The sequence below is a fragment of the Streptomyces sp. NK08204 genome, assembly GCF_020400585.1.
Classification (GTDB): domain Bacteria; phylum Actinomycetota; class Actinomycetes; order Streptomycetales; family Streptomycetaceae; genus Streptomyces.
This window is the reverse complement of record NZ_JAINVF010000031.1, coordinates 1-19801: the sequence shown is the minus strand read 5'-3', so window position 1 is coordinate 19801 and position 19801 is coordinate 1. Positions and strand designations below refer to the sequence as shown.

General features: G+C 68.0%; 12 protein-coding genes and 3 pseudogenes. 10 read left to right on the top strand and 5 right to left on the bottom strand.

Features of this window, described 5'->3' with window-relative positions:
* Positions 1 to 31: 31 nt before the first annotated feature.
* From K7G59_RS30725 to K7G59_RS30690, 8 genes and pseudogenes are all read left to right on the top strand, one after another.
* The gene (locus K7G59_RS30725; RefSeq protein ID WP_225839958.1) at positions 32 to 2023 is read left to right on the top strand and encodes a class I SAM-dependent DNA methyltransferase; all 1992 of its coding nucleotides are present in this window, start codon (positions 32 to 34) and stop codon (positions 2021 to 2023) included.
* Complete coding sequence (locus K7G59_RS30720; RefSeq protein ID WP_225839957.1) at positions 2020 to 3354, top strand: restriction endonuclease subunit S; 1335 nt, start codon at positions 2020 to 2022, stop codon at positions 3352 to 3354. The genes K7G59_RS30725 and K7G59_RS30720 overlap by 4 nt, the downstream gene beginning before the upstream one ends.
* Entirely contained in the window at positions 3351 to 6533 is a 3183-nt protein-coding gene (locus K7G59_RS30715) for a type I restriction endonuclease subunit R (protein WP_225839956.1), read from the top strand. Before K7G59_RS30720 ends, K7G59_RS30715 begins: the two co-directional genes overlap by 4 nt.
* A 387-nt stretch (positions 6534 to 6920) precedes the next feature.
* Positions 6921 to 8015 carry a hypothetical protein gene (locus tag K7G59_RS30710; protein ID WP_225839954.1) on the top strand — a complete coding sequence of 365 codons (1095 nt, stop codon included), beginning with the start codon at positions 6921 to 6923 and terminating at the stop codon, positions 8013 to 8015.
* Between the two features lie 164 nt (positions 8016 to 8179).
* Positions 8180 to 8644: an ATP-binding protein gene (locus tag K7G59_RS30705; RefSeq protein ID WP_225839952.1), complete on the top strand. Its 465-nt coding sequence runs from the start codon at positions 8180 to 8182 to the stop codon at positions 8642 to 8644.
* Between the two features lie 169 nt (positions 8645 to 8813).
* On the top strand, positions 8814 to 10358 hold the full coding sequence (locus K7G59_RS30700; RefSeq protein ID WP_374114310.1) for a protein kinase: 1545 nt from the start codon (positions 8814 to 8816) through the stop codon (positions 10356 to 10358).
* A gap of 50 nt (positions 10359 to 10408) precedes the next feature.
* Positions 10409 to 12565 (top strand): UvrD-helicase domain-containing protein, encoded by a 2157-nt coding sequence (locus K7G59_RS30695; RefSeq protein ID WP_225839948.1) that lies wholly within the window; start codon positions 10409 to 10411, stop codon positions 12563 to 12565.
* 306 nt (positions 12566 to 12871) lie between these two features.
* Positions 12872 to 13875 (top strand): annotated as a pseudogene (locus K7G59_RS30690) (IS5 family transposase).
* A 16-nt stretch (positions 13876 to 13891) separates the two neighbouring features.
* On the opposite strand, the gene K7G59_RS30685 reads toward K7G59_RS30690, so the two are convergent.
* The 3 genes from K7G59_RS30685 to K7G59_RS30675 all read right to left on the bottom strand — a co-directional run bounded on the left by K7G59_RS30685 (position 13892) and on the right by K7G59_RS30675 (position 15958).
* Entirely contained in the window at positions 13892 to 14356 is a 465-nt protein-coding gene (locus K7G59_RS30685; protein WP_225839946.1) for a hypothetical protein, read from the bottom strand.
* A gap of 122 nt (positions 14357 to 14478) precedes the next feature.
* A complete protein-coding gene (locus K7G59_RS30680; RefSeq protein WP_225839944.1) occupies positions 14479 to 15390 on the bottom strand; it encodes an MBL fold metallo-hydrolase in 912 nt (303 codons plus the stop codon).
* Positions 15383 to 15958: a helix-turn-helix domain-containing protein gene (locus tag K7G59_RS30675; RefSeq protein ID WP_225839943.1), complete on the bottom strand. Its 576-nt coding sequence runs from the start codon at positions 15956 to 15958 to the stop codon at positions 15383 to 15385. Before K7G59_RS30675 ends, K7G59_RS30680 begins: the two co-directional genes overlap by 8 nt.
* A 246-nt stretch (positions 15959 to 16204) precedes the next feature.
* Between K7G59_RS30675 and K7G59_RS30670 the strand changes: the two genes are divergently transcribed.
* Both K7G59_RS30670 and K7G59_RS30665 read left to right on the top strand, forming a co-directional pair.
* Entirely contained in the window at positions 16205 to 16936 is a 732-nt protein-coding gene (locus tag K7G59_RS30670) for an EcsC family protein (protein WP_225839942.1), read from the top strand.
* A 185-nt stretch (positions 16937 to 17121) separates the two neighbouring features.
* Positions 17122 to 17391: pseudogene (locus K7G59_RS30665) on the top strand (transposase); the annotation flags it as partial.
* Positions 17392 to 17581: 190 nt separating this feature from the next.
* Here the strand turns inward: K7G59_RS30665 and K7G59_RS30660 are convergent.
* Together K7G59_RS30660 and K7G59_RS30655 are read right to left on the bottom strand one after the other, a co-directional pair.
* Positions 17582 to 18994, bottom strand: a complete 1413-nt coding sequence (locus K7G59_RS30660) for an endonuclease/exonuclease/phosphatase family protein (RefSeq protein ID WP_225839941.1) — start codon at positions 18992 to 18994, stop codon at positions 17582 to 17584.
* A gap of 179 nt (positions 18995 to 19173) precedes the next feature.
* Positions 19174 to 19709 (bottom strand): annotated as a pseudogene (locus tag K7G59_RS30655) (transposase).
* Positions 19710 to 19801: the final 92 nt, after the last annotated feature.

Genomic DNA, 19801 nt, shown 5'->3' with positions numbered 1-19801 from the left:
GGGACATTTCGGAAGGAATCCGGGGATCCAGTTGAACAGCAGTAAGCACACGGAGTTGGCGAACCACGCGTGGTCCGTCGCCGACCTCCTGCGGGGGGACTACAAGCAGTCCGACTACGGCAAGGTCATCCTGCCGTTCACGGTGCTGCGGCGGCTGGAGTGCGTGCTGGCGCCGACCCGCGAGAAGGTCGCGGAGATCGCGGAGCAGCACAAGGACAGCGGCATCGACCCGGACCGCTTCCTGCGCCGGGCCTCGGGCCACTCCTTCTACAACCGGTCCAGCCTGACCCTGAAGAAGATCGCGGACGACCCGCAGAACGCGGCGAAGAACCTCATGGTGTACGTGGGGGCGTTCTCGGACAACGCGCGGGGTGTGCTGGACCGTTTCGAGTTCGCGCAGCAGATCAAGCGGCTTGACGGCGCCGGGCTGCTCTACCAGGTCATCGGCAAGTTCACGGACCTGGATCTGCGCCCCGAGGCCGTGCCCAACCACAACATGGGCTACATCTTCGAGGAGCTGATCCGCCGCTTCGCCGAGCAGTCGAACGAGACGGCCGGTGAGCACTTCACTCCGCGTGAGGTCATCCAGCTCATGGTGCGGCTGCTGGTCGCGCCGGACGGCGACGCGTTGCAGTTGCCGGGTGCGGTGCGCACGGTCCTCGACCCGGCCTGCGGTACGGGCGGCATGCTCTCCGCGATGGACGACCTGATCAAGGAGCTGAACCCGGACGCCACGGTGGAGGTGTACGGGCAGGAGCTCAACCCCGAGTCGTGGGCGATCTGCCGGTCCGACCTCATGATCAAGGGCCAGGACCCGGACAACATCGCCTTCGGCAACTCCTTCTCCGACGACGGCCATGCGCGGAAGTCCTTCGACTACATGCTGGCCAACCCGCCGTTCGGCGTGGAGTGGAAGAAGGTCAAGGACGAGGTCGAGCACGAGCACAAGGCGCTCGGCGAGGCCGGCCGCTTCGGCGCGGGGCTGCCGCGCATCAACGACGGCTCGCTGCTGTTCCTCCAGCACATGATCGACAAGATGAAGCCGGTGGACGTGAACGGCGGGGGTGGCTCACGGCTCGCCATCGTCTTCAACGGCTCGCCGCTGTTCACGGGCGCGGCCGGCTCGGGTGAGTCGGAGATCCGCCGCTGGATCCTGGAGAACGACTGGCTGGAGGGCGTCGTCGCCCTGCCCGACCAACTCTTCTACAACACCGGCATTTCGACGTACTTCTGGATCCTGACCAACCGCAAGAGCCCGGACCACAAGGGCAAGGTCGTCCTGCTGGACGCCCGTGACCAGTGGCAGAAGATGCGCAAGTCGCTGGGCGACAAGCGCAAGGCGCTGGGCAAGGACCACATCGCGACGGTGGTCAAGCTGTACGGCGAGGCCCTGGCCGTTGCGGGGGACGCGGAGCACCCGCAACACGGCAAGGTGAAGGTCTTCGCCAACCGGGACTTCGGCTTCCAGCGGATCACGGTGGAGCGTCCGCTGAAGCTGCGGTTCGAGGTGACGGAGGAGACGCTGGCGGCGCTGGAGACGTCGAAGGCGATCCAGAAGCTGCCGCAGGCTCCGGTCATGGCCGACGCCTTCAAGTCCCTGATGGGGTCGAGCTGGGGCACGAAGCAGGAGGCTTGGCTCGCGTTGAAGGACGCGGTGGTACAGGCCGGCGGGACGTGGCCGACGGGGGCGCCGTTCAACAAGGCGCTGCGTGAGGTTGTCGGGGTGCGGGACCCGGAGGGCGAGGTGCAGCGCGTCAAGGGCGAGCCTGAGCCGGACGCTGACCTTCGGGACTACGAGAACGTGCCGTTGGGAGAGGACGTCGAGGAGTACCTGGAGCGGCAAGTTCATCCGCATGTTCCGGATGCGTGGATCGACCACAGTAAGACAAAAATCGGGTACGAGATTCCGTTCACGCGACACTTCTACGTGTATGAGCCGCCGCGGCCGTTGAGCGAGATCGATGCGGAGTTGAAGGAACTCGAGGCGAAAATTCAGCGCCTCCTGGAGGAGGTTACAGAATGACCACCGCGGATCAGTGGCTGGACACAGCACCCGCTCACTGGACTCGCGGGCGCATCAAGGATCTCCTTTCCTCGGCAACGAACGGCACTTGGGGGAGCGATCCCACCCAAGACGGCGATAACGTCCGCTGCGTCCGCGCCGCAGACTTCGATCGCATAAGCCGACGCGCAGACCTCTCCAACGCACCGCTGCGCTACGTGGAGCCGTCATCTCTTCGCCAGCATCTCCTGCGCCCCGGTGACCTCATCCTTGAGAAGTCAGGAGGCGGTGAAAAGCAGCCTGTGGGAATGGCTGTCCTGTTCACCGGCATCGATAAGGCGGTCTGCTCGAACTTCTGCGCGCGCATCAAGCCGTCTGCCAACGTTGACAGCCGCTTCCTGACCTACGTGTTCGCCGTCGCATACGGACAAGGTCTGACGGAGGCTGCAATCAAGCAAACAACTGGCATCCAGAACCTCGACACTGCAGCCTTGTTTACCTCGCGTTGGGCTTACCCAGCACAGGCAGAGCAGCGCCGCATCGCCGACTTCCTCGATGCCCATACTGCCCAGATCGACCGCCTGCGTGCGCTGACACAGCGACAGATCGAACTCGTCCAAGAACGATTTGGCGAGCAGATGCGACAGTGGACGACAGGGAAATCCGACGAGGAAATCGAGACGCGAGTTCCCTGGATGCCCCGTGTAAATGCGGGGTGGGGGCTGTCCAGGATCGGATACGAGTTCAGGACATCGAGTGGGACTACTCCTACCTCTAGCCGCGCTGATTACTTCGACGGACCTTATCCGTGGGTAAACAGCTCCGACATCAAGGACGCTCCTGTCCTTTCATCAGGCAAGCATGTTTCCGCCGAGGCGCTAACCGACTTCTCGGCTTTGAAAATCTGCCGAGCCGGATCGCTCGTCGTCGCCCTGTACGGACAGGGAACCACCAAGGGGCGAGTCGGCCTTCTACAAATGGATGCATACCTCAATCAGGCGTGTTGCGCACTGACGTCGCTGGGACGCGTTTCCGAGAAATTCGCCTTCTACTGGTTCCGCGCACACAAGGAAGGGATTGTGGCTCAGGCAGTGGGCGCGGGACAGCCGAACCTTAGTCAGGAGACCATCCGGCAACTCAAAATCCCGGTGCCGGACGCAGACACACAGCACAAGATCGTCACAGCGCTCAGCAAGAAGGAGGAAAAGCTTCGAACCCATAGTTCGCTCCTTCAACGCCGGGACACGCTCTTGGCCGAATGCCGCCAGGCCCTGATCACCGCCGCCGTAACCGGCCAGTTCGACGTATCCACCGCCAGCGGCCGCAACGTCACTGAAGGAGTAGCCGTATGAGCGCCGTGCACGACGAATCCTCCTTCGGGTCCGCCATCGTCGCCGCGCTCTGCGAGCGGGGTTGGAGGGAGGCGGCCCCCGAGGACTACCGACCCGACCTCGGGCTCGACACCAACGAGCTGTTCACCTTCATCGGCGCCACCCAGCCCGACGAGTGGGACGAACTGCTCACCGTCTACGGCGGCAACCCCAACGAGGCGCAGCGTGGCTTCGCTCAGCGGCTCGACCGGGCCATCGCCGATGACGGGTTGCTCCACGTCCTCCGGAACGGCGTCAAGGACCGGGGCGTGCGCCTCCGCGTCGCCTACTTCAAGCCCAATCTGATCTCCGCCGACTCCGTCCTCGACGGCTACCGCGCCAATCGCCTCACCGTCGTCCGCGAACTCCCCTACGCCACCAAGCAGGCCGACTGGGGCCACCGGCTCGACCTGACCCTGTTCCTCAACGGCATCCCGGTCGCCACGGCCGAGTTGAAGAACCCACTGACCGGGCAGGGCGTGGAGCAGGCCAAGGAGCAGTACCGGACCGACCGGGACCCGACCGAGCTGATCTTCACACGGCGGGTCATCGCGAACTTCGCCGTCGACCCGGACCTGGTGTTCGTCACCACGCAACTGCGCGGCAAGAGCACCCGGTTCCTGCCCTTCAACACCGGCTCGAACGGCCCCGGCCAGCCCGGCGGGGCCGGAAACCCGGCGCCCACGGCCCACGGCACGTACGCCACCTCCTACCTGTGGGAACAGGTCTGGCAGCGGGACAACTGGCTCGACCTGCTCCAGCGGTTCGTGCACCAGCAGAAGCACAAGACGCCCGGCGGGGGCACCACCAAGTCGACGATCTTCCCCCGCTTCCACCAGTGGGACGTGGTCCGGAAGCTCACCGCGCACGCGTCCGTCCATGGCGCCGGCCAGAACTACCTGGTCATGGCCTCCGCCGGCTCCGGCAAGTCGAACACCATCGGCTGGCTGGCCCACCGCCTCAGCGACCTCCACGCCCGCACCGACCCGCAGGTTCTCCGCCCCGACGCCCTCGCCGACGGCCGCATCAAGCCTGGCGAGCCGGTGTTCGACAAGGTCATCGTCATCACCGACCGCCGGGCGCTGGACGCCCAGCTCTCGGCGACAGTCGGCAGCTTCTCGCAGACGGACGGCCTGGTCGTGAAGGTGGACGAGAAGCACGGGGCGAAGAGCGAGCAGCTCGCCCGCGCCCTCTCCCGGGACACCGGGAAGATCGTCACGGTCACCCTGCACTCGTTCCCGGCGCTGCTCGACTACATCAAGCGCAACCCCACCGAGATCAAGGGCAGCCGCTTCGCGATCATCGTCGACGAGGCCCATTCCTCCCAGTCCGGCGACGCCGCCACCGCCGTGAAGTCCGCCCTGCGCGACCTCGGCCTGGACGCCGACTCGGACGACGAGGGCGCGACCACGGTCACCCTGGACGACCAACTGAAGGCGAAGGCGGTGGCGCGCTCCCGGGCCGGCAACCTCTCCTACTTCGCCTTCACCGCCACACCCAAGTCCAAGACCCTCGAACTCTTCGGCACGGAAGAGGTGGAGAACGGCAAGACCGTCTACCGCCCCTTCCACACCTACTCCATGCGCCAGGCCATCGAGGAAGGCTTCATCCTCGACCCGCTGCGCCACTACGTCACCTACAACACCTACTGGAAGCTCGCGAACCTCAACCGTGACGAGAAGGAGGTCGACCCCTCCAAGGCGAGCAGCCTGCTCGCCCGGTTCGCGCTCATGCACGAGCACACGGTGTCCCAGCACGCCCAGGTGATCGTCGAGCATTTCGTCGCCCACAGCCGCGGCCGGCTCGGCGGACGCGCGAAGGCCATGGTGGTCACGGCCTCCCGCCACTCCGCCGTGCAGATGGCCCGCGCCATCCGCAGTTACATCGCCGACCGCGAGTACGACACCAAGTACCCCGACCTGGGTGTTCTCGTCGCCTTCTCCGGGTCCCTCACCATCGACGGCGAGGAGACCACCGAGAGCAAGGAGAACGGCGGCCTGTCGGAGAGCGCCCTGCCGAAGGCGTTCGGCTACACCCGCGCCGACGACAAGGCCGCGAAGGCCGGCGGCAAGGGGCAGCAGGAGTACCGGATCCTCGTCGTCGCCGAGAAGTACCAGACCGGCTTCGACCAGCCGCTCCTCACGACGATGTACGTCAACAAGACGCTGACCGGCATCGCCGCCGTGCAGACCCTCTCGCGCCTCAACCGCACTGCCGAGCGCAAGTCCCAGGCCGACCTCGCCGTCCTGGACTTCGTCAACGACGCCGAGGACATCAAAGAAGCGTTCCGCCCGTACTTCGAGGAGGCGCAGACCCTGCCCTCCGACCCCAACCTCCTGTACTCGGCCCAGAGCCGCGTCATGTCCGCCCCGGTCATCTCCGAGCAGGACATGGACGAGTTCGTCGCCGCGTACTTCGAGGCGCAGGAGAAGGCGGGCGGTTCCCAGCCCAAGTGGGAGAAGCTGCACGCCGAGTTGTACCGGCTCCTGTCCCCCGCCGTCACCCGCTTCACCCACCTCCTGGAGAGCGAGGAGGAGGACGACGTCGAGACCGCCGAGGACTTCCGGGCCAACCTCAACGACTACGTCCGCAAGTACGGCTTCCTCGCGCAGATCGTGCCGTACCAGGACGCCGAGTTGGAGCGCCTGTACCTCTACGGGCGCTACCTGCTCAACCGGCTCCCCCGTCTCGCGGACGGCGGAGTCGACATAGGCGAGGTGGACCTCAGCCACCTCCGCGTCGAGAAGACCGGCGAGTACGACGTGTCCCTCAACCCGGAGGGTCCCGCCGAGCTGAAGGGCTTCGGGGACGGTGCGGGCGGCGCGAAGGACTCCGAGAAGTCACTGCTCTCCGAGCTGATCGAGAGGTTCAACGCCAAGTTCGGCACGGAGTTCACCGAGGAGGACGTCCTCCCGGCCTTCAACGCCACGAAGAAGGACCCGAAGGTGCGGGCCGCTGCCCTCGTCAACGACGAGGAGAACTTCGGCATCGTCTTCGACAAGAAGTTCGAGGAGAACATGATGGATCATGTCTCCACGATCGACACCCTCGGCAAGCGGTACTTCGGTACGGACCGGGACTTCAAGTCCAACCTCGACCGCAGCGCCCGCCGCGCGGCCTGGCGGATGATCCGCCGGGAGGAGGGGCTGGACGACATCTGACGTGGTGGGGGCCCGGTGCACCACGCGTGCACCGAGCCCCGCCCGCCCCCGCCCGTACCCGCAACAGCCTCAACTGCCGCCCGAACGCGGTCACCACGCCCGTCCCGGCTCGTCCTCCCGCCGCTGCTGCCGCTGTTCCGCTTCCACGTCCCTCACGGCCGCGCCCCGGGGGCCGACGCGCTGCCCGTCGTGCCCGCGGCGGCCGGGCTTGGTGAGCACCGCTTCCGGCACAGACTGCCTGCGTGCGCCGCACGAGCGGGCGGCGACATGAGCTCTCCCTTTCGCGCCCTTTCGCGGCGGGCCCTGTCCCGTCACACTGGGGTCGCTCGGCACCGGTCCGGCCCCTGTCTCGGGCGGGCGAGGCGCTACTTGGGGGGAGCGAGTTTCATGGTGGCACCCAACGATCCGTCCGACGACGAGGTGCGTGCGGCGCTCGACGCCTTCCTGGCACGCGGCCGGAGCAGGCGTCCTGGTCCGACACCTGCGGATTTCCACCTCACCCGCCTGCACCTGCTGGAAGCCACCGTCATCCGGTGCGTCGAGCAACGCACCGAGGGGACACAGCACGAGCCCGGCACCGTCGACCTCTCGGAGCGACCGGTGTACGACGTGCTGGAGAACTACAAGCTGAGCCCGCACGAGAAGCCCAGCGACCAGCCGCTCGAACTGGTCAAGCGCGGCACGGTGCATCTCAGGTCCTGCGACTGCGACTGCGGCAACGGCCGGCGCCGGTGTGCCGACTGCAACGGCATGAAGTACCGCCCGTGCGAGCCCGCCCGCGTATGCACCGTGTGCCAGGGCGTCACCGCATGCACGCAGAGCCTCAAGCACGGCGGCCTGCCCAGCACCCCTCCCCGGCCGCCCAAGCCGGGCCGGGCCGACCGACCCGACGAGCGGGTGAAGTGCGAGGCCTGCCAGACACCCGACAGCGCGTGTCCCGGGTGCCGGGGCTGGGGGAAGGTCAGATGCCCGGAGTGCGAGGCGAGTGGGCGCATCCCCTGCGTACCGTGCAAGGGGGCAGGCACCGTCGAGTGCGGCACCTGCCATGGACACGGGAACCTGACGTCCTGGACGGCAGGACGGATCAAGTGGACCTCGCAGCCCGAGAGAGTGCCACCCCCTGTCCCACGGCCCCGGCAAGTGGCCTCGGAACTGGGCTCGGGCGGCTGGCACAAGGACCGGCTCGGCACTCACGATCCGCTTCCGGACGACCTCTCCCCTGAGCATCGCTCGGCCCTCGAACCGCATCTGCGCCCGCGGCAGGGAGAGAAGGAGCGAGAGGTCGTGATCAAGCGGCTCACGGTCGTCAAGGCGACGCCTCCCGACTCCGACAACCGGGAGTTCTACGTCTTCCGAAGCAGCGACGGACGACTCAGCGTCCGTCGGCGGGTGTCGGAGGAGGGACGGAGGAAGGTCTTCCTGGCAGGGGCGGCGGTCGTCGCCCTCGTCGTCCTCGTCCTTGTTCTTGTCCTGGCCCATTGACCGGCACGGCCCGCCGGCCCGGCGAGCACGGCCGCAGGGGGTGCGGCTCTTCCCCGCGTACTCGCGTACCACCACGTACAGAGCGCCCACCCGCCCCGTACGAAGGGTCGGCGTCAGCGCGTCACCCCTGGTGACGCTAGGCCATGGGACGCCACCGTGAGTGCATGACCGCAGCACAATCACCCCTCACGGTGCACAAGTTCGTGATGTGCTTCATCTCGACCCCGCGTGGCGCCCGCCTGGCCCGACGGCTGTGCGGGACCCGGCTCGACGCCTGGGGCATCCCGTACCGCAGCGACGCGCACGACGTCGTCACCCTCGTCGTGGCGGAACTGTGCGCCAACGCCGTCCGGCACGGACACGTGGCCGGCCGGGACTTCCACGTCCAGCTCACCGCCGACCCGGCCACCGGCACCGTGCGGATCGAGGTCAGCGACACCTGCGGTGAACGCCTCCCCCGCATTCCCAGCACCACGCCGCAGGACGGCGACGGCGGGCGCGGCCTGCTGCTCGTCGAGGCGCTGGCCGAGCGGTGGGGGTGTTCGCCGCGCGCCACGGGCGGCCCCGGCAAGACCGTCTGGGCGGAGTGCGCCGCCGACCGCGCCACCCCGCGTGACCTGATCACGTAGGTCGCCCGTAACCCGGTTGGACGCGCGGAACCCGCACCCGCGAAACTGCTTCCCAGCGCATCGAAGACCACTTCGGTAACTCGACGGGGGCGGGGGCGGGGACCAGGTGCCGGAGTCACGGCGGATCGCGGGACGCTACGAGCTGCTGGAGCAGTTCGGTCACGGCGGCATGGGGGACGTGTGGCGGGGTTACGACGCCGTCCTGGACCGGCCGGTCGCGGTGAAGTTGATCCGCCCGCAGGCCGTGGCGTCGCCGCACCTGGCGGAGGAGTTCGAGAAGCGGTTCCGGCGCGAGGCGCGGATCACCGCGCGGATCCAGCATCCGGGCGTGCCGCAGGTGTACGACGCGGTGCTCGACGAGTCGTACGAGCAGCTGTTCCTGGTGATGGAGCTGGTCGACGGCGTGCCGCTGACCGCGTACGTGCACCCGGAGCTGCCGCTCCCGGTGAGCTGGGCGGTGGCCGTGGCGGCGCAGGTGGCGACCGTGCTGTCGTACGCGCACGACGTGCCCGTGGTGCACCGCGACCTGAAGCCGAGCAACATCCTCGTCGCCCGGGACGGCACGGTGAAGGTGCTCGACTTCGGCATCGCGGCGATCCTGCGGACGGACGTCACCAAGCTGACCGCGACCGGCAGCCCCCTCGGGACGCACCAGTACATGGCGCCGGAGCAGGTGCGCGGCGGGCGGGTCACGCCGCGCGCCGACCTGTACGCGCTGGGCTGCGTGCTGCACGAACTGCTCTGCGGGCGGCCGCTGTTCGCCGGGGACAGCGAGTGGCAGCTGATGATGCAGCACGTCAACGCCAACCCGACGCCGCTGCGGCAGCTGCGCGCCGAGGTGCCGGCGGAGCTGGAGGCCCTGGTCCTGCACCTGCTCCGCAAGGCGCCCGAGGCGCGTCCGGCGGACGTGCAGGAGGTGTACGAGCGGCTGCGGCCCTTCCTGCCCCCGCCCGGCGAGGAGCCGGCGCCCGGGGAGGCGGGGCCCGCGGGGGCGCCCGACCCGACCGGGATCTTCCGCCGCCCGTACGCGCCCCGCTCGCGCGCCGGCGCCGCGGGCGCGCGGCCTGCCGGGGCCGCCGCCGGGCCCGGTGTGCCGCCCGCCGTTCCCGCGGCCGAGCGGGAGGCGCTGCGGGAGCGGATCCGGGAGGTCCACGCGCACTACCGCGCGCTGCTGGAGGAGGAGCGGTACGCGCAGGCGGCCGAGGTGGTGGGCGAGATGATCGAGCCCGCCGCGCGCGCCCTCGGCTCGGAGAACAAGGCGGTCCTCGGGCTGCGCATGCGACGGGCGGTCAGCCGCCAGCTCGCGGGCGACCACCGGGCCGCGCTGCCCGAGTTCGAGGCGCTCGCCGACGCCTACGGGCGGGTGAGCGGCCCGGGCAGTGAGGAGGCGCTGGACAGCCGGGCCCAGGCGGCGCGCTGCCGAGGTGAACTCGGCCAGGTGACCGAGGCCCTGGCGGGGCTGCACGACGTCCTCGAGGTCGTCCGCTCCGTGGACGGCGACATGAGCGAGACGGCCGTGGAACTGCGGCGCGACATCGGCATGCTGCTGCTCGCGCAGGGCCGGGCCGCGGACGCCTTCGACGTCCTGGAGCCGCTGCACGAGGACCTGTGCATGGTGTTCGGCCCGGACGACGAACTCACCGTCGAGGTCGCCGAGACGCTGGCCGTGATCCGGCTGGATCTCGACGGCGGCAGCCCCGGCGTCTCCTCCTGACCTGGTACTCCGCCCGCATCGCACCCCGCCCGGCCTTTAGGATCCCCCTCATGCCGCAACTCGCCTTCGACATCGGTTTCTTCGCCGAACTCCCCAAGCTCCAGCCGCCGGTCAGGAAGGGCGTGCTGGAGGCCTGGGAGAAGTTCAACCAGCTCACCCTCGATCAGCTCTTCAAGGATCCCGGGCTGAAGCTGGAGAGCCTGACGAACGCGAAGGACAAGCAGATCCGGACGATCCGCATCGACCAGTTCTGGCGCGGTGTGGTGCTCGCCCCGCCGACCGGGGACACGTTCATCCTGCTGCGGGTCATGCAGCACGACAAGGCGATCGCCTGGGCGAAGAAGCAGAAGGCCAGCATCAACGAGGTGACGCGGGCCGTCGAGATCCGGGACGCGGCGACCCTGGACGAGCTCACGCCGGCGTACGAGCGGGTCGCGGAGGACTCGCCGAAGAAGCGGCTGTTCGCGGAGTTCTCCGACGGGGACCTGAAGGCGCTCGGCATCGACGACGAGACGCTGCGGCAGGCACGGTCGCTCGTCGACAAGGAGCAGTTGGAGGTGTTCGCGCCGCTGCTGCCGCAGGACCAGCGGGAGGTGCTGCAGTACCTCGCCGAAGGGATCCCGATCCAGGAGGTGTGGCAGGACATCGTCGCGCCCGCCCTGCAGGCGTCGACACAGCCGGTGGACACGCGGGACTACGAGACGGCGATCCGGCACACCCGGGCACGCATCGCGCTGATCACGGCGCCGGAGGAGCTGCGGGACATCCTGGAGAAGCCGTTCGCGGCCTGGCGGGTGTTCCTGCACCCCTCGCAGCGCAAGGTGGCCTACCGGGCGTCGTACTCGGGGCCCGCCCAGGTCACCGGCGGGCCGGGCACCGGCAAGACCGTCGTCGCCCTGCACCGCGTCAAGCACCTGCTGGGGCACCTGCGCGACGGGGACCGCATCCTGCTCACCACCTACACCAACGCGCTCGTCAACGCGCTGCGCTCCGGCCTGGAGTCGCTGGTGGAGGCCCCGGAGCTGTGCGAGAGGGTGGACATCTCGACGGTGGACGGCTTCGCCAGCCGGGTCGTCGCCGAGGCGCCGGGCGCGGTGGCGCTGCGGCCGCTGATGAACAACGAGGAGGAGAGCCGCTGGGGCAAGGCCGCCAAGGCGACCGGGTTCCCCGGCAGCGCACAGTTCCTCGCCCAGGAGTACCGGCACGTCATCCTCGCCCAGGACATCAGAAGCCTCGCCGAGTACGAGTCCGCGGACCGGCGTGGGCGCGGGAGCCGGCTGACCGCGGCCGAACGGCCGCTGGTGTGGGAGACGGTGGAGCGGTTCACGGACGGCCTGGCCGCGGATGGGGCCCGCACCTGGCTGCAGACCTGCGCGGAGGCGGCTCGGCTGCTGGCGGAGAAAGGGCCGCAGTACCGGCATGTGGTGGTGGACGAGGCGCAGGACCTGCACCCGGCGCAGTGGCGTCTGCTGCGCGCGGCCGTGCCCGCCCGCCCGGACGACCTGTTCATCGCGGGCGACCCGCACCAGCGCATCTACGACTCGAAGGTGTCCCTGAAGTCGCTCGGCATCAAGGTCACCGGGCGGTCGGTGAAGCTGCGCAAGAACTACCGCAGCACCCAGGAGATCCTGCGCTGGTCCACCGCCCTGCTCATCGGCCGCCCCATCGCCCAGCTCGAGGACGAGGGCCGCGACGACACATTGCTCGGCTATCGCTCCGCGCTGCACGGCGACGGGCCGGCCGTGCACGCGGCGGTGGACGAGGACGCCGAACTCGCGGCGCTGGTCGCCCAGGTGGGGGTGTGGCTGGACGCCGGAGTCGGCGCCGAGGAGATAGGGGTGAGCACCCGGTTCAACAAGACGTGCGCCAAGGTGGTGACCCACCTCAAGGCCGCCGGCATCCCCGCCGTACCGCTGCGGTCCGCCGACACCGCGGGTGCGGCGGACGCCGTACGCGTGGGAACGATGCACTCGTTCAAGGGACTCGAGTTCCGTTGCGTTGCGCTGATCGGCGCCGATGACGGTGCCGTGCCGTTCGCGAAGGCGGTGACGCCGGCCGAGCTGGACGCCAAGCAGCACGAGACGGACATGATGTCGGAACGCTGCCTCCTGTTCGTCGCCTGCACGAGAGCGCGCGACAGTCTGTACGTGTCGTGGTCGGGCGAGCCGAGTCCGTTCCTGGTGGAGGCGGGCTGCGGGGCTGGGTAGCCGGCACGGTCCGCTCAACATCCCTGAAATAAACGGAGACCAGTCAACGAGCACTGTTTGACGGGGCTTTCATCCGCATGCGAAGCTGTAGTCGCTTCAGCTCGTGAAGGTGGCGCGGCGAAGGACATCGCGGCGCGAAGGGGTGGACGGGCGGTAGCGAGGGGGATGCGGCTTCAACCGCCCGACCCGTTGCCGGGGGTGTCTGCGACCGGAATCCTTCTCCTGCCCCCTAGGGCGCGTATTGAGTCGTGATCAATGTGCGGGATTTGCCCTCGCGGTGGGGCCTGGAGCGGTAGATCTTCTTGCGTGACGCGAGTGCAACTGACGGATGATGAGTGGGAGTTCATCGGGCTGTACCTGCCGATCGGCGAGTACGGTCCGTACCCCGAGCGGCTGCGGCAGCAGTTCGAGGGTGTGATCTGGCGGTTCAAGACCGGCGGGCAGTGGCGGGAGATGCCGCAGGAGTTCGGCGCCTGGTCGACCGTGCACAACCGCTTCCGGCAGTGGCGTGACGCAGGCGTCTTCGAGGCCCTGCTGGAGGGCCTGATCGCGGAAGCCGCGAAGCGGGGCGAGGTGGACCTTTCCCTGGTCAGCATCGACTCCACCACCGCCAGGGCTCACCACGACGCTGCCGGGATGCACCTGGGCCAGGACGTCATCACCGCTTTGGAGAAGGCTGCGGCCGAGGAGGAGAAGGCCAGGTCAAAAGGGGCAACCTCGAAGAACAATACGGGCAGGACGCCACGAGCGATCCCGAGCGGGAGGAGCGACGACGCCTCCGGCGTCGGCGAAAACTCCGGCTGAAGGCCGCCCTCCTCGGACGTTCCAGGGGTGGGCAGACCAGCAAGGTCCACCTCGCCGCCGACCGCAAGTGCCGCCCGCTGGCGTTCGTCCTGACCACGGGCCAGGCCGCGGACAGCCCGCAGTTCATCCCCGTGCTCAGGAAGATACGAGTCCGCGGGCCCATCGGCCGCCCCCGCACCCGGCCGGACGCGGTCGCCGCCGATAAGGCCTACTCCTCCCGCGGCAACCGCGCCCACCTGCGCAAACGCTGCATCAAGGCGGTCATCCCGGAGAAGAAGGACCAGGCCGCCAACCGGAAGAAGAAGGGCTTCAGGGGCGGCCGGCCCGTCAGTCACGACGCGAACCTCTACAAGGAGCGGAACACCGTCGAGCGCCTGATCAACAAACTGAAAGCCTGGCGAGGCATCGCCACCCGATACGACAAGACCCCAGACAGCTACCTCGCCGGACTCCACCTGCGCGCCTCGATGATCTGGATCAGGGATCTCACGCGGGCAGCCCATTGATCACAATCGACGCGCCCTAGCCGTACGGGTTGAGTGCCCAGAAGCGGACGGTGTCGCTGCGACGGTCAAACCACAGTTTGGTGGAGTAGCCGCTGCCATCGCGGTCGAGCTCGTGCGACCGGATCCACTGGGGGTTCTCCGGCCCCTCGCCCTTGAGCGGCTTCTCGAACCACGAGGAGAAGTCATCGGCAGGCCCCTCGGAGACGAAGGCGTGGGCCGCCGTCAGCTCGGCAAGTTTCCCCGGTGTCAGCCGGGCGAAGCCCGAGATCACCAGCTCCGGCGAAGGTGTGCCCCGAGCGTTGTCTCGGCTGCTCACCCACTTGGCGTCGGTGAGCGGGCCCAGCAGTGGGAACGCCCGCTCCAGCGGTGTGGCGTCGGTGTGCCAGTCCCCCTTGGCCCCGTTCGCCACCTGACGCAGGGTCCACCAGGCGGGTAGGACCGCCAGCACTGCCCCGATCCCGATCAGCTTCCGTCGCTCCAACGAGATCCCCCTCATGCCTGACTTCGGGGGCACCTTATCTGGCTCGAGCACCTCACCCGGGCCTGTTGATCACACCAAATACGCGCCCTAGCGGTAGCGGCGTACCCGCGAGGAATTCCACCTCATCGGCCAGCCGCCGCCTTCGGCTTGAGGCGTGCGAGGGCTTTGTGCGTCAGGCCGCGGGCCAGCAGGCGGTACATGTCGCGCTTGCGCGGCTCGTTGTAGATGAGGAAGTCGTCGAACCGGTGCACCCCGCGCCGGCCGGCGACGGACACGGCCGCGTCACGGACGGCGGTCAGTTGGGCAGGTGTCATCTGCGGTGCGCGCTCGTCCGGCTGGTACTGCGAGCCGATCGGGTAGTCGCGGCCCGGCGCGTTCCTCATCTCGACATGGCAGCCGATGACGTGCGTCACGGGGTGCTCGGCGGCGAAGGCGACCAGTCGGTCGAGGGTGTCTTGGAAGGCCGGGAAGTCGAAGGCGTAGAGCCGCCCCGGCAGGACGGTGTCGCCGGTGAGCAGGATGCCCGTCGCCGGGTCGTAGACGGTGATCGACGCCGCGTGGTGCCCCGGCGAGCCGAGGATCGTCAACTCGCGCCCGCCGAGTTCGAAGCGGACGGTGCTGGTGGGCCACTCCTCGCCAAAGTCGAAGAACTCGCGCACCGCGTCCGCCTCGCGGGCCACGACCGTCGTATACGGCCGGTTCGCGAACTGCGCGTCGGCGGCGACGTGATCGCCATGGCCGTGAGTGTGGGCGACGACGAGCTCATAGCCCTCGCGGGGGTGCCGCTCCAGCCACTCGGCGATCAGCCCATCGACGGTCTCCCGCAACGGGAAGAGCGCGGCGTCCTCGGTCGCGCCGGTGTCCAACAGCAGGGCGCGGTCCGCGCCGAAGAGCAGGAACAGGAACGGTGCCTCGTAGTTGACGCGCTTGCTCTGACGCAGGATCACCGTCCCGGCGTCGTAGCGGTGGACCTGGATCGCCGCCTCGCCCGGCGCGCCATGGATCCACGCGACATCAAGTGAACGGTCAGTCATCGCCTGGCTCATCTTCGTCTCCCCTGGATTCCAGAAGCGGAAGCGGCGTCGCCGCCATGAAGTATCGGACCGCGCGCCGGCCCGGGTGGAGCGTGTGCGTGTCGGACTCGGAGCGGAGCAGGTACGGCTCGATCAGTTCGCACATCCGCGCTTTGAGCTCGGCGGCCTCCCTCGGCGAGAGCACGGCGATGGCGCTGACCACGTCGGCCTGCTCGCGCCATTCGGCGGTCTCGCTGGCCTTTCGGTCCAGCCAGTCGAGGATTGCCGCGGTCTCCCTCTCGACGACGAGGCGTTCCAGCTCCTTGCCCGCGCCCCGGATCCGCAGGACCGGACGGGGGTCCGGCACCCGCCACGTCCGCTCACGCCGGTCCTTGCCCGGCCCCGCGTCCTCGACGAAGCCGTACTTCGCGAGCTGGCGCAGGTGAAACGAGCAGCTGGCCTGCGAGTGGCCGAGAACGCGGCCACAGTGGGCGGCCGTAGCCGGGCCGGTCGCGGTCAGCAGCTCCAGCAGATCAAGCCGGAGAGGGTGGGCCAGGGCCCGGATCGCCTTGGGATCAGTGAGTTCCACATGTCAAAGAATACTTTGGCTTCTGAGGATGTCAATGCTTTCTTTGGCATCTGGGGAGTCGCTGGGCCGTAGTGGGGTGATACCTGGCGAGGACGTCATCACCGCCCTGAAGAAGGCCGGCACCGAGGAGGAGAAGGCCGGATGAGGTGCTGTGGTCCTCACCCAGGGCCCCGCATGATCGCGACTAAATACGCGCCCTAGCAGTGCGGGGTGCCCATCGATGGGGCACTCGCGGAAGGGGCTGGGATGGTTGGCGTGAAGACTCCTGATGAAGGAGGGGCCGAGAAGGCCGGGAAGTGGGTCGCCGATCTCGCGGAGAAGGTCATGGTGCACGGTGTTGGGCCACTCACGGGGTCGGTGACCTGGGCCGAGGACCGTCTTTCGCGTCGGCAGGGCGCCGATTACAGGGCACCCGGCGACGATGAGCGCCGTTCCCCTGATGACATGAAGGATGACATCGATGCGGTCGTCGCCCGCCTCATCAAGGAGTCCGTGGCCGCGGCTGGGACCCAGGGGTTCGTCACCGGGCTCGGAGGTCTCCTCACCGCAGGCGTGACGATCCCTGCGAACGTGGCCGCGTCCTTCACTGTCAACATGCGGATGGCCGGTTCCATCGCGCACCTTCGGGGATGGGACATCCGTGATCCACACGTGCGGACCGTCGTGATGATGCTCGCGATAGGGATGAGCGCGCAGAGCGTGCTGGCCGCCTTCGGGGTGAAGGTCGGTCAGAAGATCGGTGAGCAGATGATCAAGAAGATCCCGATCGCGATGCTCCGGGCGATCAACAAGAAGGTCGGATTCTTCCTCTTCGCGAAGTATGGAACCCAGCGTGCTGCGATCACGCTCGCCAAGGCGGTCCCGATCCTGGGAGGCCTCGTCGGAGGGGCTGTGGACGCGGGAGCGACTGCCGTCATCGGACGGGCCACGGACAAGGCCTTGCGCGGCGACAGCCTGCGGGGCGATGAACCGAAGTAACAAGGCGAACCAGGTGGACGAAGGTGGCGGTCGCGGCGGCCGCTGTTCTGGAGTGTCCACCCACCGTGTGCTCGCGCCGCATGTAATGGCAACACTGGGCACGTGCTTGGTGGCGGCGTCGCCACCGGGACCAGTTCACCGCGTGGTCGCGGCGTGCAGAACGGCGGGATTCAGCTGCCGGCAGACTCAACGTCCACAAGGCCGCTGATCTGAAGAAGTGGGCGGAAGGCCAGGACTGGCTGACCATCTACTACCTGCCGCCCTACGCGCCCGACCTCAACCCCGTCGAAGGCATCTGGTCCCTGCTGCGGCGCGGCTGGCTCTCCAACGTCGCCTTCAGCACCCCCGAGCACCTCGTCCAGCGCATCCGACGCGGCCCACGGCACATCCAGTACCGCAGCCACCTCATAGACGGCTGCCTCGCCGAGACCAGCCTGACTATCAATCCTGCATGACCCGCCACGACATCACGAGTTCAACCTCGGTAATTAGGGGCTGTGCCCCAGCGTCCCCTTCGGGGGCGGTACCCACGGTGGCGAGCGCGACCCCGGCACCCTTTCTCTCACCGGGGCGACAGGCGCCGCCAGCGAGAGAGAGGGAGTGGTGGACCTCAGGTGAAGCGGTGCCGACGTGTCATCAGCAGCCTCAGAAAGTGACGATGGCGTGGATAACCCGGTGGTCGGAAAGCTGCGGATCCACGACTTCGCAGCTGTACGTCGGGCCGACCGGCCCGACGATGTAGTCGATCTTGTTGCTTCCGTCCGTGGGTGCTCCGGTGTGAGGTGCGTCCGGCGTTGCCTGGCCGCATTCCTGGTGCGAGGAGTAGAGGTTGGACAGAACCGACACATCCGCCGTGGTCGTGTTCAGGTCGCCACCGTAGAAAGGCGTGAATCCGTCGGCCTGGAAGCCGTCCACGATGGACCGCAGCGTGTCGGCCTGCTGGGGGCGGTAGATGTTGCGGGGGTCGTCTCCGGCCTGTTTACCGTTGACGAAGTAGGAGCCGCTGCTGAAGTGTGCGTTGCAGTAGACGGTTCCGGCGTCGGGGACGGTGGCACACAGGGCAGGACGCTGCTCCTTGCCGTCGGGGGAGGGAAGGGTGTACCCCCGGTACCAGGTGTTGGTGTCCTTGACCGCCAGAGCGATCCCGAACGAGCCCCGGTCCGTGCTGGGGGGGTTGCTGTCCGAACAGGTCTTTTGGGCCATCAGGAAGGAATCCGTCGATCCGTTTTCATCGATGACCTTGTAGTACGTGGGCGCGAACCGTACGTCCCAGCCGCCCCCGAGCTGGTTCTCCAGCTGCAACTCCAGTGGCTTGACCGCTTTTTCACAGATTTCCTGGAAGAAGATCGCTTCCGGCCGGTGGGTCAGGTACCCGGCCGGGATGGTGGCGAGGTCGTTGGCGACGCTGGTAGCGACGGTGTCCGCATCGGCGTACTGGAGCTTGCAGTCCGTGCTCGGGTTGTTGTTCGCGCACACGTTCCACGAAGCCACGTCGTGCCGGCCGGAGGCCGTCGCGGTAGGCGCCGACGGCACTGACATGTCGCCCGTGCCGCCGACTTTTTCGAAGGTGAACCGTTCCCAGCTGCCGATCGACGTGGAGCGTGCGCGCAGCAATCCCTCGTCTCCGCCGGTGTAGTTGAATTCCGCCGAGACGTAGAGCCCGTTTGCGGCGGACTGCAGCGCGTACTGGTGGCTTCCCTGCGGGATGACGTAAAACCGCTCCCAGGAACCGGTTTTGGTACCTCGAGCTCGCAGCATTCCGCTCTGCGCGCCGGTGGTGCTGATCTCCGAGGTGACGTAGAGACCGTTTTCCTCGTTTCTCAGTGTGATCGTCGTGCCATAGCCCACGTTGTCGATGTGGTCGGTGTGCAGGGAGAAGGTTTCCCAGCTGCCCGCGGACGTCGACCGGGCCCGGAGTTTGCCGTACTGGTCGCCGGAGTCGTTCACCTCTGCGGCGACGTACAGCCCATTGACCTTCAGGGCCCATCGCTGGCCTGTGGATGACGGCGGGGCCGACGCCGCGAGTGCGGGCGTGGCGGGCAGCGCCACCACACCCATGAGGGCAGCCAGAGCAGCTACCACAAGAAGACATAATCTTCGCATGTTCACCTGATTTCAACGGGACGTTGACCTAAGTGATCTTGACACTAAGGTCGGCCGTGGCCTGCCGACAAGCGTCCCTACCGCTGCTGTGCGAGGGTCCAGGAAAGGGCCGCTCCCGCGCGCTACTGAGCTTTTCAGGGTGGGGGCGGGGTTGTGAAGGGCAGGTCGGTGGCGGTGAGGCAGCCGTCGATCAGGCGGGACCGTAGCTGGATCCTGCGTAACTCTCGGCGGAGTGTGTGGTCGAGGTCGTCGGGTGTAGCGAAGGCGGTGTTGGCCATCGTCCCGCGTACGAGTGACCGGACGGCCTCGACGGGGTTCAGGTCGGGTGCGTAGGGCGGGAGCCGGACGGTGGTGAGCCAGTCATGCTCGGCCTCGTACCGTTTCAGCCCGGCGGCCAGGTGGGTGTTGAGGATGTCCCAGACGACCACGATCGGGCCGCCGAGCTGGATGTGTGCACGCACCAGCAGGTCCCGGTAGTCCTGCCGGGAGAAGCTCCTGCGGGCGCCCTTGAGCAGGAGAGGCATGCGGGGCCGGTACATGAGACGACTGGTCTCGCCGGGTTTGTAGCAGCACAGGGCGGCGACCGAGGTCCTGCGGCGGACCTGCCTCTCACCCGGATCACGGGGGTGTGTCCGCGTCGGCCCCAGATGCGGGCACGGGGCGGTGTCATCGAGAAGCCGGCTTCGTCCTCGAAGACGATCCAGGCCCCGTGCTCCGCCGCGAGCCTTTTACCCGGGGCCACACCTCCTTCTTCCACAATTG

Excerpts from the sequence above, each read along its gene's own strand:
- K7G59_RS30710 (WP_225839954.1), top strand. The coding sequence starts at position 6,921 with ATGGTGGCACCCAACGATCCGTCCGACGACGAGGTGCGTGCGGCGCTC.
- K7G59_RS30705 (WP_225839952.1), top strand. The coding sequence starts at position 8,180 with ATGACCGCAGCACAATCACCCCTCACGGTGCACAAGTTCGTGATGTGC.
- K7G59_RS30695 (WP_225839948.1), top strand. The coding sequence starts at position 10,409 with ATGCCGCAACTCGCCTTCGACATCGGTTTCTTCGCCGAACTCCCCAAG.
- K7G59_RS30700 (WP_374114310.1), top strand. The coding sequence starts at position 8,814 with ATGGGGGACGTGTGGCGGGGTTACGACGCCGTCCTGGACCGGCCGGTC.
- K7G59_RS30680 (WP_225839944.1), bottom strand. The coding sequence starts at position 15,390 with ATGACTGACCGTTCACTTGATGTCGCGTGGATCCATGGCGCGCCGGGC.
- K7G59_RS30670 (WP_225839942.1), top strand. The coding sequence starts at position 16,205 with ATGGTTGGCGTGAAGACTCCTGATGAAGGAGGGGCCGAGAAGGCCGGG.
- K7G59_RS30720 (WP_225839957.1), top strand. The coding sequence starts at position 2,020 with ATGACCACCGCGGATCAGTGGCTGGACACAGCACCCGCTCACTGGACT.
- K7G59_RS30660 (WP_225839941.1), bottom strand. The coding sequence starts at position 18,994 with ATGGGTGTGGTGGCGCTGCCCGCCACGCCCGCACTCGCGGCGTCGGCC.
- K7G59_RS30715 (WP_225839956.1), top strand. The coding sequence starts at position 3,351 with ATGAGCGCCGTGCACGACGAATCCTCCTTCGGGTCCGCCATCGTCGCC.